General features: G+C 31.9%; 18 protein-coding genes. 5 read left to right on the top strand and 13 right to left on the bottom strand.

Features of this window, described 5'->3' with window-relative positions:
* Positions 1 to 134 precede the first annotated feature (134 nt).
* The 4 genes from B5E58_RS08485 to B5E58_RS08470 all read left to right on the top strand — a co-directional run bounded on the left by B5E58_RS08485 (position 135) and on the right by B5E58_RS08470 (position 1,790).
* Positions 135 to 602, top strand: a complete 468-nt coding sequence (locus tag B5E58_RS08485) for a hypothetical protein (protein ID WP_088109257.1) — start codon at positions 135 to 137, stop codon at positions 600 to 602.
* A gap of 27 nt (positions 603 to 629) precedes the next feature.
* On the top strand, positions 630 to 896 hold the full coding sequence (locus tag B5E58_RS08480; protein ID WP_088109256.1) for a hypothetical protein: 267 nt from the start codon (positions 630 to 632) through the stop codon (positions 894 to 896).
* Between the two features lie 103 nt (positions 897 to 999).
* On the top strand, positions 1,000 to 1,269 hold the full coding sequence (locus B5E58_RS08475; protein ID WP_088109255.1) for a hypothetical protein: 270 nt from the start codon (positions 1,000 to 1,002) through the stop codon (positions 1,267 to 1,269).
* A gap of 77 nt (positions 1,270 to 1,346) precedes the next feature.
* A complete protein-coding gene (locus tag B5E58_RS08470; RefSeq protein ID WP_088109254.1) occupies positions 1,347 to 1,790 on the top strand; it encodes a hypothetical protein in 444 nt (147 codons plus the stop codon).
* A gap of 52 nt (positions 1,791 to 1,842) precedes the next feature.
* Here the strand turns inward: B5E58_RS08470 and rplA are convergent, their stop codons facing one another.
* The 5 genes from rplA to rpmG all read right to left on the bottom strand — a co-directional run bounded on the left by rplA (position 1,843) and on the right by rpmG (position 4,206).
* The gene (rplA, locus tag B5E58_RS08465) at positions 1,843 to 2,538 is read right to left on the bottom strand and encodes a 50S ribosomal protein L1 (RefSeq protein WP_088109253.1); all 696 of its coding nucleotides are present in this window, start codon (positions 2,536 to 2,538) and stop codon (positions 1,843 to 1,845) included.
* An 83-nt stretch (positions 2,539 to 2,621) separates the two neighbouring features.
* Positions 2,622 to 3,047 (bottom strand): 50S ribosomal protein L11, encoded by a 426-nt coding sequence (rplK, locus tag B5E58_RS08460; protein WP_088109252.1) that lies wholly within the window; start codon positions 3,045 to 3,047, stop codon positions 2,622 to 2,624.
* 101 nt (positions 3,048 to 3,148) lie between these two features.
* Entirely contained in the window at positions 3,149 to 3,703 is a 555-nt protein-coding gene (gene nusG / locus B5E58_RS08455; RefSeq protein WP_088109251.1) for a transcription termination/antitermination protein NusG, read from the bottom strand.
* A gap of 39 nt (positions 3,704 to 3,742) precedes the next feature.
* Entirely contained in the window at positions 3,743 to 4,024 is a 282-nt protein-coding gene (gene secE, locus B5E58_RS08450) for a preprotein translocase subunit SecE (protein ID WP_158097711.1), read from the bottom strand.
* Between the two features lie 32 nt (positions 4,025 to 4,056).
* The gene (gene rpmG, locus B5E58_RS08445; RefSeq protein WP_088109249.1) at positions 4,057 to 4,206 is read right to left on the bottom strand and encodes a 50S ribosomal protein L33; all 150 of its coding nucleotides are present in this window, start codon (positions 4,204 to 4,206) and stop codon (positions 4,057 to 4,059) included.
* Positions 4,207 to 4,464: 258 nt separating this feature from the next.
* Here rpmG and B5E58_RS08440 point away from each other — a divergent pair, with 258 nt between their 5' ends.
* A complete protein-coding gene (locus B5E58_RS08440) occupies positions 4,465 to 5,169 on the top strand; it encodes a YciC family protein (RefSeq protein WP_088109248.1) in 705 nt (234 codons plus the stop codon).
* A 25-nt stretch (positions 5,170 to 5,194) separates the two neighbouring features.
* Here the strand turns inward: B5E58_RS08440 and B5E58_RS08435 are convergent, their stop codons facing one another.
* The 8 genes from B5E58_RS08435 to B5E58_RS08400 all read right to left on the bottom strand — a co-directional run bounded on the left by B5E58_RS08435 (position 5,195) and on the right by B5E58_RS08400 (position 13,233).
* Positions 5,195 to 5,449, bottom strand: coding sequence for a TIGR03905 family TSCPD domain-containing protein (locus tag B5E58_RS08435; RefSeq protein ID WP_088109247.1), 255 nt, complete (start codon positions 5,447 to 5,449; stop codon positions 5,195 to 5,197).
* A 19-nt stretch (positions 5,450 to 5,468) separates the two neighbouring features.
* Positions 5,469 to 6,629: a molecular chaperone DnaJ gene (gene dnaJ, locus B5E58_RS08430; RefSeq protein ID WP_088109246.1), complete on the bottom strand. Its 1,161-nt coding sequence runs from the start codon at positions 6,627 to 6,629 to the stop codon at positions 5,469 to 5,471.
* Between the two features lie 151 nt (positions 6,630 to 6,780).
* On the bottom strand, positions 6,781 to 8,622 hold the full coding sequence (dnaK, locus tag B5E58_RS08425) for a molecular chaperone DnaK (protein ID WP_088109245.1): 1,842 nt from the start codon (positions 8,620 to 8,622) through the stop codon (positions 6,781 to 6,783).
* A gap of 76 nt (positions 8,623 to 8,698) precedes the next feature.
* Positions 8,699 to 9,247, bottom strand: coding sequence for a nucleotide exchange factor GrpE (grpE, locus tag B5E58_RS08420; protein WP_088109244.1), 549 nt, complete (start codon positions 9,245 to 9,247; stop codon positions 8,699 to 8,701).
* Between the two features lie 14 nt (positions 9,248 to 9,261).
* Positions 9,262 to 10,305 carry a heat-inducible transcriptional repressor HrcA gene (gene hrcA, locus B5E58_RS08415; RefSeq protein WP_088109243.1) on the bottom strand — a complete coding sequence of 348 codons (1,044 nt, stop codon included), beginning with the start codon at positions 10,303 to 10,305 and terminating at the stop codon, positions 9,262 to 9,264.
* A 159-nt stretch (positions 10,306 to 10,464) separates the two neighbouring features.
* On the bottom strand, positions 10,465 to 11,601 hold the full coding sequence (gene hemW / locus B5E58_RS08410) for a radical SAM family heme chaperone HemW (protein WP_088109242.1): 1,137 nt from the start codon (positions 11,599 to 11,601) through the stop codon (positions 10,465 to 10,467).
* Positions 11,602 to 11,702: 101 nt separating this feature from the next.
* Entirely contained in the window at positions 11,703 to 12,743 is a 1,041-nt protein-coding gene (locus B5E58_RS08405; RefSeq protein ID WP_088109241.1) for a DUF4179 domain-containing protein, read from the bottom strand.
* Positions 12,712 to 13,233: an RNA polymerase sigma factor gene (locus tag B5E58_RS08400; protein WP_088109240.1), complete on the bottom strand. Its 522-nt coding sequence runs from the start codon at positions 13,231 to 13,233 to the stop codon at positions 12,712 to 12,714. Before B5E58_RS08400 ends, B5E58_RS08405 begins: the two co-directional genes overlap by 32 nt.
* Positions 13,234 to 13,288 lie beyond the last annotated feature (55 nt).

Genomic DNA, 13,288 nt, shown 5'->3' with positions numbered 1-13,288 from the left:
ATATTTTACAAAAAATAGCATTATTGCTATAATATAGTTGTATTTCAAAATTTATGATGTTATAATATAAACACAGTAATTACTGATACTTAACATTTCACAAATATTATTTAATGTAATGAGGTTGTTTTTATATGAAAAAAATAAAATGTTTAATAGCTTCTTGTACAGCGTTTTTAATGTTAGTTTCTAATTCTATTCCTGTTTTTGCTAATGAACAAATTAAAACTCCTGAAAATTCCTCAATTTATAAAGCTAGTGGCGAAGAAATAAGAGGAGAATGGACAACTCCTGAAGATAGATTTGATGAAAAAGTTTTTTTACAAGATATAATTAGGCTTGAAGGTTTTATTGCTGAAAAAGTAGGTTTGCCTTACGCTGGAGCTATTGCTGATTTTGTTGCTGATGTCATAATAGAAAATACAATGGACAGTGTATATGTAGGTATTACCAAAAAATATCAAGAAATCTACATTGCAGGAGAATTTGCATTTTTCAGAACTACTGTAACAACAAGAGTTTACTCTGATTCAAGTTTTTCTAATGTAATAGATACAGATGTAAGAGTACTTGAAGGATTAAATCCTGCTTCTGTAGAATAATATAATTTACATTAAGGAGTTGATAATATGCCCGGAATGAAACCATTAGAATATACAATAGACACTATATTTTCTTTTATATTTCTTTTTGTTAATCCATATATAGGATTAATAGGTTTAATTATAAGCGGAATAGTATTTATCAACTACTCAAAAAATATGATTGAAAGTGGATTTCTTGATGAAGAAGAAACAAAAGAAAGAAAAAGATTTCTTAAAATATATAAAATATCAATTCCAATAGAAATTTTTCTTATTATATGTCATTTAATAATGGATTTTGTTGTTAAATAATAAAAAGGAAGGTGTATACCTTCCTTTTTTATTTTATATACATTGTTATAAATACCCTATAATGTTATAATATTTATCAAATTATATACAGGGAGGGTATATTTTGAAGGAGAGAACAAAAGTGGAAAGAATAATAAATGTTATATGCCTTTTTATATTTCTTTTCGCTAGTATGTATTTAGGTTTAGTATGTTACATAGTATCATCTTTAGTTTTTATAATTTTAAATTATAAGAAATTAAAATCAGAAGATATAAAAGAGTCACAGAAAGAAAGCTATAAAAAATCAATAAAATATCATTGTATAGTTGAAGTTATAGCTATAATAGTACTTTTAATACTCAGTATATTTGAATTTTTAATATTAAAATAATAAATATCTATCAAAAAGAACTGTATAAAATTTACAGTTCTTTTTTAATATAATATAATTAAAAATGAGGTGATTATATGAAAAAGAGAATACTATATATATTAATTTTATTTATTTTAATAATTATAATTTCATACATAGGAACAAAAACTTTTTCAAGTACACAATCAAACATTACTATAAATAATATTTCTGAAAATTCCTATAATATAGTAAAAAATGATACATACAATGGACTTTCCTATGAAAAAGAATTTAATACAGAAAAACAAAATGGAAATACTTTAATTATAAATATTAAAAATAATAGTGACAGTATACCTGTAAGAGCTACTATATACAAATCAAATTCAAAAGATATAATAAAAATAATAGAGCCCAATGAAAATTATAGTTTTACATATAAAAATGACACTTTAATAGGTGGTATATGGGAAAAGTTCAAAGTACATACAACAGATTATGATAATAATGGGAATAATATAAATATAACAGTTAATGTACAACAATTTGATAATTAAAAAAGGAAGGCTAATAGCCTTCCTTTTTATTACTGAATTATTTTAATAAAAATTACTCAGAGATTTTAGCTGTGTTGATTTTGATTCCAGGACCCATTGTTGTAGAGATAACAACGCTCTTAAGGTACTGGCCTTTTGCAGCTGATGGTTTAGCTTTGATGATAGCACTCATAAGTGTCTGGAAGTTCTCAGCGAGCTTCTCAGGACCGAATGAAACCTTACCAACTGGAACATGGATGATGTTTGTTTTATCAAGACGGTATTCAATTTTACCAGCTTTGATATCTTTGATAGCTTTTGTTACGTCCATTGTTACAGTACCAGCTTTTGGGTTAGGCATTAAACCTTTTGGTCCAAGTACACGACCAAGACGACCAACAACACCCATCATATCTGGTGTAGCAACAGCTACGTCAAATCCGAACCAGTTATCGTTCTGGATTTTTGGAATAAGGTCTTCTGCACCTACAAAGTCTGCACCTGCAGCTAAAGCTTCCTCAGCTTTATCACCTTTAGCGAACACTAAAACACGAACTGTTTTACCTGTACCGTGTGGAAGTACAACGGCACCACGAACCTGCTGATCAGCATGTCTGCTGTCAACACCTAAACGAATATGAGCTTCAACAGTTTCATCAAATTTAGCAACTGTTGTTTTTTCAATTAAATCAATAGCGTCTTTTGTATCGTAAAGCATTGCAGAATCTACAAGCTTTGCTTTTTCAATATATTTCTTTCCTCTTTTCACTTTCGTGACCTCCTTATGTGGTAATATCGGGAGTGCTTCCCTCCCACTATTGTGACGACAGTTAAAAATTATTTAGTCATCAATTATTCCTTAACAACGATACCCATACTTCTAGCTGTACCGCAAATCATGCTGTAAGCAGCTTCGATTGTAGCAGCATTTAAGTCTGGCATTTTTAATTCAGCAATCTTCATAACTTCTTCTTTAGCGATTGTAGCTACCTTTGTTTTGTTAGGTACGCCAGAACCTGACTCAATCTTGCAAGCTTTCTTTAATAAAACTGCAGCTGGTGGAGTCTTTGTGATGAAGCTGAAGCTTCTGTCAGCATAAACTGTGATTACAACAGGGATAATAAGACCTGCCTGCTGTGCTGTTTTTTCATTGAACTCTTTACAGAAGCCCATGATATTTACACCGTGCTGACCAAGAGCTGGACCAACAGGTGGTGCTGGTGTTGCCTTTCCAGCTGGAATTTGTAATTTAATATAACCTGTAACTTTCTTTGCCATTTCGGCACCTCCTAATAAATGTGGTAATTAACGGGGATTTTCCCTCCCACGTGCGGGTTAAAATCTCCGCACACTACTAAAAAACGAATAATTTAATTTACTTATAACTTCTCAATCTGATTGAAGTCAAGCTCGACAGGTGTTTCTCTGCCGAAGATAGACAGCTTAACAATGACTGTTCTCTTGTTTGCATTGATTTCTTTAATCTGACCCACAGACTCTGCGAAAGGACCGCTAGCAACTCTAACGGTATCATCAATTTCAATGTCAAGGTCTTCAACAGTATCGCCAATTCCCATAGCTCTTACTTCTTCATCAGTGAGCGGAACAGGTTTTGAACCTGGTCCAACAAAGCTTGTAACACCTCTTGTGTTTCTTACAACGTACCATGTATCGTCATTCATAAACATTTTGAGGAGAACATAGCCCGGAAAAACTTTTCGCTGAACATTTTTTTTCTGACCATTTTTAACTTCAACACAGTCCTGAACAGGAACGATAACCTGATGTATCTGGTCCTGCATTCCTCTGTTTTCAACAATCTTTTCGATATTTGCTTTTACTTTATTCTCATATCCTGAATAAGTGTGAACAACATACCATCTTGATTCATTAGCCAGTTTGTTTTCTTCTGATTTGTTTAATTCTTCAGACATATTATCATCCTTTTTTATATACTTATATACCCCTTGTTATTAGCCTAAAAGACCTAAAATAAAGTTATAACCTCCGGCAAAAACCGTATCCATGCAGAAGATTATGGCACCTATAAGTAAGGATGTAACGATGACCGTAATTGTGTTTTTTACTGTTTCACTGCGATTAGGCCATATGATTTTTTTGAATTCAGCCTTATAATCCGCAACTGTCTCAGAGAAAGAAGGCTTATCGCTTTTTTTCACTTTCTTCTTAGCTTTGGATTCTACTTTTTTAGATTCGTTTTTCTCATTTGGGTTTGTGGTGTTCTGTTCTTGCATTGTTTTCACTTCCCTCTCAGGTTGTAGGCACATTACTTAGTTTCTTTGTGTAATGTATGAGCCTTACAGAATTTACAATACTTTTTGATTTCCATTCTGTCTGGCTGAGTTTTTTTGTCTTTAGTTGTGCTGTAGTTTCTCTGCTTACATTCTGTGCAAGCTAAGGTAATTCTTGTTCTCAACACTTCCACCTCCGATTAATACAAATTTTTGCATAAAAAAAAGACTTCCGTCTTTCTATCAATAAATTTATCACAGTAACAGTGTTTTGTCAATACAAATTTATGCCATAAAATCAGCATTTCAGCTTAATTATAATACCGCATAATGCCGATTATGTAAACACATTTATTGATATTTTTATAATTTGATGTAAATTATATAAACATCTGTCATTTTATGGTATAATATTTATATAATTTAATAGGGAGGTGCTTTATATGACTAATTATAATGATACTGAAAACTTAGATTTTAATTTCCATGTAAAAGAACCACCAAACTTTAAAAAAACAGCCCTTTCCTACTTAAAAGGAAAATGGATATATTCAGCTATTGTATTTTTTATAATAAAAATATTAAGTTTATCATTATTAACAGATATATTAAATTCATTTGTATTCAAATATATAATAATATTAAATATACCTCTTAGAATTCAAATAATATCCCTTATAATATCAAGTATATCACTTTTATTTATTTCATTTCCTTTTGAAGTAGGTATTTTAAATTATTGTATTAACATTAAAAACAACAAATCAGATTTTAAAGATATATTTTACGGTTTCAAAATATATTCAAAAACATTGATATTAGGAATTATAATAGGTTTGCTTTCAGCAATAGGATTATTATTACTTGTAGTCCCTGGAATGATAATAATTTATGGATTTTCAATGACACCTTTTATACTTTTAAAAGATACTGAAATATCATCAACAGATGCCTTAAAATTATCTTGGGATATGACAAGAGGAAAGAAAATGGATATATTCCTTTTTGAACTTTCATTTATAGGTTGGCGTATACTCTCAAGTATTATTACATTATCATTAGGAGATATATTTTTAAATCCTTATTTTTACACTGCAAAATCTCTATATTTTGAAGATATATACAATGAATATTATGAAACAAAATAAGAAACGCACCTTTCGGTGCGTTCTTTTAAATTTCTCCGTTTTTATAAGCTTTCAAAGCCTGTGCAAGCTGGTCTGGACAACTTGTTCTTTTCATTCCACAAGTAACTCCCTCAAGTTTTGTTATTACATCGTCAACATTCATTCCCTCAAGAAGATTTGAAATTCCTTTGAGATTTCCATTACATCCTCCGTAATAAACAACATTTTTAAGTTTATTATCTTCAACTTCAAAATCTATTTTTACTGAGCAAGTACCTTTTGTTTTATATTCGTATTTCATATTATTCCTCCTAGGTATATCAATCCTTAAAAGAGTCTTTTACTTTATCCCAGAAACCTTTCTTTTCATCATCTTTCTTTTCAAAGTTCATACCGTCAACAGGTGTACCATAGAACTGACGAAGAAGGTCTTTTTGTCTCTCTGACATATCTGTTGGTATTTTAACCTTAAATGTTACAATATGGTCGCCTCTCACTTTATTATTTCTTATATAAGGCACACCTTTTCCCTTAAGGCTAACAACAGTCTCAGGCTGTGTTCCCGCTTTAACTGTATAAGTTTCCTCACCATCAAGAGTAGGAATTTTTATTTCTCCACCAAGAGCAGCTTGAACAAAGTTTATCTCTACATTACTGTAAACATTGTTGCCCTGTCTCTTAAATATTCTATGTGGCTGTACATATACAGTAACAAGAAGGTCACCATTTTCACCGCCAAGCTCGCCAGCATTTCCTTTGCCAGCAAGACGTATTGTCTGACCGTTATCAATTCCCTTAGGAACATTAACTTCAAATTTCTTAGTCTTTTTAACTTTTCCAGTACCGTTACATGATGTACAAGGGTCTTTTATAGTCTTACCAGTACCACCACAGGCTGAACAAGTTCTTACACTTGTCACAGAACCAAACATAGACTGCTGAACAACTCTTTCCTGACCTGTACCATTACATCTCTTACAAGTTTCGGCATGAGTTCCCGGTTTAGAACCGCTACCGCCACAAGTGTCACATTTATCTGTAACACTAACTTGAATTTCTTTCTTTGTGCCAAATACAGCTTCCTCAAATGTTATAGATATAGAAACATTTATATCAGCACCACGTCTAGGGCCGTTTCTTCTCTGACCACCGCCACCGAAACCGCCAAAGCCGAACATATCGAATATATCGCCCATGTCAAAGTTCATGCCGCCACCGTAGAAGCCACCGCCTCCACCGAAGCCACCACCCTGTTCAAAAGCAGCATGACCAAACTGGTCATACTGAGCCTTTTTCTGAGGGTCACTTAAAACTTCATAGGCCTCGCCTATTTCCTTAAATTTTTCTTCTGCTTCTTTATTTCCTGGATTAGCGTCTGGGTGATATTTTTTAGCAAGTTTTCTGTATGCCTTTTTAATTTCCGCATCGCTTGCTCCCTTAGCTATTCCCAAGACTTCATAATAATCACGTTTAGTTGCCAAAATTCTCACCAGCCTTAATAATTGGAATTATGTATATTACTATACATATAAATTTTAATTACTACTTAAAAAAAGGGAACAGGCAAATATACCTGCCCCTTTTTTATTTATAGGGTCACGCTTTTAAATGTTTTAAAAGCCACGCTTTATTTTATAACTCTTTTCCTTCTCCGTCAACAACATTAGGGTCACCATTTGGAGCTTCTCCAGCCTGAGCACCCTGAGCTGCCTGTGCCTGCTGATATAATTTTTCAGAAATCTTATAGAATTCATTTCTGAGGCTTTCTGTTGCAGATTTAATGCTTTCAACGTCGCTATCACTCATTGACTCAACATCTTTATCTTTGATAGCATCTTTAAGTTTTGTGAGTTCAGCTTCAATACCAGCTTTTTCACTAGCATCAACTTTATCTCCAAGCTCTTCAAGAGCTTTCTCTGTCTGGAATACAAGAGAGTCAGCTTCGTTTTTAGCATCAATAGCTTCTTTACGTTTTTTATCAGCTTCTGCATACTGTTCAGCTTCTTTTACAGCTCTGTCGATTTCTTCATCACTTAAGTTTGAACCAGCTGTGATTGTGATTTTCTGTTCTTTACCTGTTCCAAGGTCTTTAGCAGAAACGTTTACGATACCGTTAGCATCAATATCAAATGAAACTTCAATCTGTGGAACACCTCTTCTTGCTGGAGCGATACCATCAAGTCTGAACTGTCCTAAAGTTTTGTTATCTTTTGCAAGAGGTCTTTCACCCTGTACTACATGGATATCAACTGCTGTCTGATTGTCTTCAGCTGTTGAGAATACCTGTTTTTTGCTTGTAGGTATTGTAGTATTTCTTTCAATAAGTTTTGTAGCAACACCGCCTAATGTTTCGATACCAAGTGAAAGTGGTGTTACGTCAAGAAGAAGAACGCTACCTGCACCAGCATCTCCGGCAAGTTTACCACCCTGAATTGAAGCACCGATAGCTACACATTCATCTGGATTGATACCTTTGAAAGGTTCTTTTCCTGTATATTTCTTAACAGCTTCCTGAACAGCAGGAATTCTTGTTGAACCACCTACAAGGAGAACTTTGTCAAGTTCTGAAGGCTGTAAATCAGCATCTTTAAGGGCAAGTCTAACAGGTTCCATTGTTCTGTCTACAAGGTCAGCTGTGAGTTCATCAAATTTAGCTCTTGTAAGAGTAATATCAAGATGTTTTGGTCCATCCTGGTTCATTGTAATGAAAGGAAGGTTGATATTTGTTGTTGTTACTGTTGAGAGTTCTTTTTTAGCTTTTTCAGCAGCTTCTTTAAGTCTCTGCATAGCCATTTTATCTGTACTTAAATCCATTCCTTCTGTTTTCTTGAATTCAGAAACAAGGAAATCAATAATTCTCTGGTCAAAGTCGTCACCACCAAGGCGTGTATCACCATTTGTTGAGAGAACTTCGATAACACCGTCACCAATTTCAATAATAGAAACGTCGAATGTACCACCACCAAGGTCATAAACCATGATTTTCTGTTCATTTTCGTTATCAAGACCATAAGCAAGAGCAGCAGCTGTTGGCTCGTTGATGATACGTTTTACATCAAGACCAGCAATTTTTCCTGCGTCTTTTGTAGCCTGTCTCTGAGCGTCATTGAAGTATGCAGGAACTGTGATAACAGCTTCTGAAACTGTTTCTCCAAGATAGCTTTCAGCGTCTGCTTTAAGTTTCTGAAGTATCATAGCTGAAATTTCCTGTGGAGAATATCCTTTTCCTTCGATTGTTACTTTATAATTGTCACCCATGTGACGTTTAATTGAGCTTATTGTGTTGTCTGGATTTGTGATAGCCTGACGTTTAGCTGTCTCACCAACAAGTCTTTCACCATTTTTTGCAAAACCAACAACTGAAGGAGTTGTTCTTCCACCGTCTGAGTTTACTATTACAACAGGCTGACCGCCTTCCATAACTGCCACACAAGAGTTAGTTGTTCCTAAGTCAATACCGATTATTTTACCCATAATTAATTCCTCCTAAAAAATATACTATATTTTAAAAATGATTATTTACAAAATTTAAAAATCTATATCAAAAAGGTTAGTTTGCAACCTTTACCATACTATGGCGTATAACTTTATCTTTATGCTTATATCCTTTAAGCATTTCAAGCATAATTTCGTTTTCACCGTACTCATCATTATCTTCATGAGCAACAGCTGCGTGAAGATTAGGGTCAAATTTTTCACCAACAGCAGGTATTTCCTCAACACCCATTGATGTAAATATCTCCTTAATCTGTTTTAATATCATTTCAACGCCTTTATAAAAACTGTCATCTGTATTCTGACAAGACATTATTGCTCTTTCAAAATTATCTACAACTGGAAGAAGTTTTAAAACAGTGTCCCTAATTCCATCATCATACATACTTGCTTTCTCTTTAGATGTTCTTTTTCTAAAGTTATCAAATTCAGCTAAAGTACGCTGATATCTATCAAGATACTCATCAGCTTTTTCCAAAGCTTCTTTAAGTTTCTTTTCTTCCTCGGAGATTTCTTCAATAACTTCTTCTTCGGATTTTTCTATTGTTTCTTCACATTCATCAATAATTTTCTGTTCTTCAGTCATATTCTGATTTTCTTCCATATTCAAAACCTCCGCTATGTGTTTTTACCGTCAGGTACGGTTTTTAAAGCACTCTCAATATTTTTAACCATTTCATTAAGTACCGATACAACCTGATTATAATTCATTCTTGTAGGTCCTATTATTCCGATACTTCCACCAGTGTTTTCACCCATTCTATAAGTAGTTGTGATAACACTGCAATCTTTCATTTCTTTTATATTTATTTCATTTCCTATAAGTATTCTTATGTCATTATCCTTCGGATTTCCAAGAAGGCTTACAAGATTATTTTTCTCCTCAAAGGCTCTAAAAATTTCTGTTGCCTTTGCCACATCACTAAATTCAGGGAATGTAAGTATATTTTTTGCACCACTCATATGAAGATGAACATTTTCAGCAGAACGAATTGTTTTTTGAACTGCTTTGAGTACCGGTTTAAGAAGTCCGCTATACTCTTTAAGCTCTTTTTGTAAAGCCATTATTGTATGCTCATTTATATCCTCCAAAGTGTGCCCCTGAAGTATGCTGTTTATTTTTACTGATACAGAGAACAAATCTTCATCACTAGGAGCTCTGTTAACGTGTATTATATGATTTTTAACAAAATTTCCTTCAGTAACTATAATAAGCATTATTGATGCATCATCAAGAGGCATAAGCCTTATCTGTTTTAATGCTGTTCTTTTTAAAACAGGCTCTGAAATAATTGTTGTATAATTTGTAAGCATTGAAAGAGCCTTTGCTGTCTCCTCCATAAGATATTCAATTCTTGATACATTTCCTGAAACAACACTGTGAAGGAATTGTTGTTCCTTCGGTGTAAGTTCACTTCTGTTCATAAGTCTGTCAACATAGAGTCTGTAACCTAAATCAGAAGGAATACGTCCTGCTGATGTATGAGGCTGAATTATAAGTCCCATATCTTCAAGGTCACTCATTTCATTTCTTATGGTAGCCGAGCTGACTCCCAAATCATACTTTTTGGCAAGGGTTCGGGAACCGACCGGCTCGGCTGTTGCTATATAGTCATTTATAATAGCTTTTAAAATCTGTATTTTTCTATCATTTAAAGCCATATCCAAACCCTCCTCCTTTTCTTTGTTAGCACTCACTCTATTTGAGTGCTAACTCATACTCTTAAAATATCACTTGACGGGCTATATGTCAAGTGATTTTTTAAATTTTATATTTCTTTTATGTTATTATATACGCAAAAATTTTAAAAAATATTCTTTTTAAATTATAAATTTTTCAAAAACAGTATTTGAAACGTCGATACCTCTATCAGTAAGCATAATATTGCTTTCTGTCTCTTTTATAAGTTTCATATCTTTAAGATATTCAATTTCATTTTTATAAATATCATAAACAGTTTTACCGAATTTTTCAAAAAATCTTTCTTTTGAAATTCCCTCTGTCATTCTAAGCCCCATAAACATAAACTCTCCATACATTTCTGTAATTTCAAGTTTATCTCTGTTCTCTTTTATAATGCTATAAAGTCCCTTTGAAGATATATATTTATCCATATCATAAGTATTATTAAATCTTTCACCGTTAAAATATGAATGAGCCCCAAGACCATATCCCATATACTCATCACATTTCCAATAAACTTTATTGTGATAACATTCAAAGCCTTCTTTTGCAAAATTTGATATTTCATACTGATGATAGCCTTTATCTCTCATCATTTCTTTTGCTAAATAGTACATCTCTCTATCTAAAGCCTCATCACAAATTTTAAGTTTTCCTTCATCATACATTTTTCCAAAAGGTGTACCATCTTCAATAATTAAACTGTAAGCTGAAATATGTTCCGGATTTAATTTCATTATTTTTTCCAAAGTTTCTTCCCAATCTGATAAAGTCTGATTTGGCAGAGCAAACATAATATCAGCATTTATATTTTTAAATCCAATATCTCTAGCCTGAGCCATATTTTTTATAAAATCATCTATTGTATGAATTCTACCTAAAGATTTTAAAATATCATTTTGCCAAGCCTGAACACCAAAACTTATACGGTTTATATCCATAGCTTTATATTCTCTAAGTTTGATTTCATCAACGGTCTTAGGGTTTGCCTCTGTTGTAATTTCAACATCATTAGCTATATTAAAAGAATTAAAAACAGTATCCATAATTTTTCCTGTAAGTTTAGGTGGAAGTATAGAAGGAGTTCCACCACCTAAAAATACAGATTTTATTTCATACTGTGAAAAATTGCTTTTTGTCTCTTTTATCTCACTTATAAGAGAACTAACATAATCTTCAAAAACATTTTCACAACCACCATAGGAAGGAAAATCACAGTAAAGACACTTTTTAACACAAAAAGGTATATGTATATATAGACTTAAAGGTTTCAAACAAAAACCCTCCTTTACAAAATATAAATAAAGTTTATCAAAAAGACATATTGTTTTCAATTACATAAAAAATACTGCCCAAAAAGGACAGTATTTTAAAATCACTCTGAAATATTGATTGGTATTAATTTTTCAACAATTTTATCTCCATTTTCACTTTCTTTTTCGTAGTAATAAAGACCTATAACATCTTCAGGCTTTATAACACCAAAATTTATCATATTATACTGTAAATCCACAGTTGTACCATCATTTTTGCCATTTGAAGAAATAGGATATATACGCCCCTTAGTTGTCTCAACAGCAATATTTACTGTACCTTCAAATCTAGAATATACAAAATCTTCAAGATTTCCCTCATCACTCTTTAAATGAACACCTATGTCTAAAGGTGAATAATGAATATTGTCTAAATACACTGTTTTACCTTTATACTCAAAAGGCATATTAAGTATTAAATCTTTACCAGAATTTTTATAATCAAGAGGTATATCAAACTCCCAAACCCCATTATTTTCTGGGCTTAAATCAAATAAATCAGTAACCTTTCCTGTATATAAACCATTAATTACAACATTAAGATTTTGACCTATATTCTGTATTTCGTCATCATCTCTTTGAGTTTCAACATGTAAAACAAAATATACTTTATTATCTCCCAAATAATTTACAGCAAAAGCTCCAGAAGAACCTGTATAACTATCATTTTTATCGAAAGTTACAGTAACATCTTTACTTTTAATATAAGCATTTTCAGTATCATATTTTATTTTAACGGGATTTCCATTTTTATCACTTACAGAAAATAAAACATAAAAATTTTCATTATCTCCAAAAACAGTCTCTGCAGTAACAGTTATATTTTTATCTGTATCAGATATATTTAAGTTTTTAGCAAATTCCGAAACACTCCATTTATATATTTCTGTTGAATACTGTTCCATTTTTGTTTTCATATATCCAAAAACAGAGACTGTCGATATTATAAGTATTGCAACAAACAAAACAACACTTCTTTTAATATAAATTTTTTTATGTCTTTTTAAATTTTTTGAGTAAAATATATTATTAAACATTTCTCTTTTCTCTTCTTCTGATGGATTCATATTTTCAAACAGTTCTTTTACTTCTTTTTCCGTCATAAAAACCCTCCTTCTCCAACTGTAATTTAAGTTTTTTTCTAGCCCTTGAAAGTTGCGTTTGTATTGTTGTTTCCTTTTCACCTAAAATTTCAGAAATTTCTTTGACAGAATAACCCTCATAATAATATAAATAGACAGGAATTTTATATTTATAAGGTAAATTCATAACGTTATAAATTATATCTGAATTAATATTTTTATTATTTTTAGTACAAAGCTCATTTATTTCATCATAATTCACACGTTTTTTCATCCAAAAGGATTTTAATACATCTTTACAATAATTTTTTGCTGATACAATCAAAAAAGCCTTCTCATGTTCAAAGTCATTAAATTTTAACTCTTTTTTAAGTATATTAGTAAAAACACTCTGAACAGCGTCCTGTGCATCATGTTTATTACTTAAATAAAAATAGCATATCCTGTAAACCATATCACAATGTCTTTCATAAAGTGATATAAAATACTCCTTATTATAATCATAAGCCATGTACACGCCCCCTTTCTATAATGTACACGACTAAGAACTTAAAAATATTGCAAAA

This window comes from Tyzzerella sp. An114 (assembly GCF_002161055.1).
Taxonomy (GTDB): Bacteria; Bacillota; Clostridia; order Lachnospirales; family Anaerotignaceae; genus Fimicola; species Fimicola cottocaccae.
This window is presented reverse-complemented; position numbering and strand designations above follow the sequence as displayed.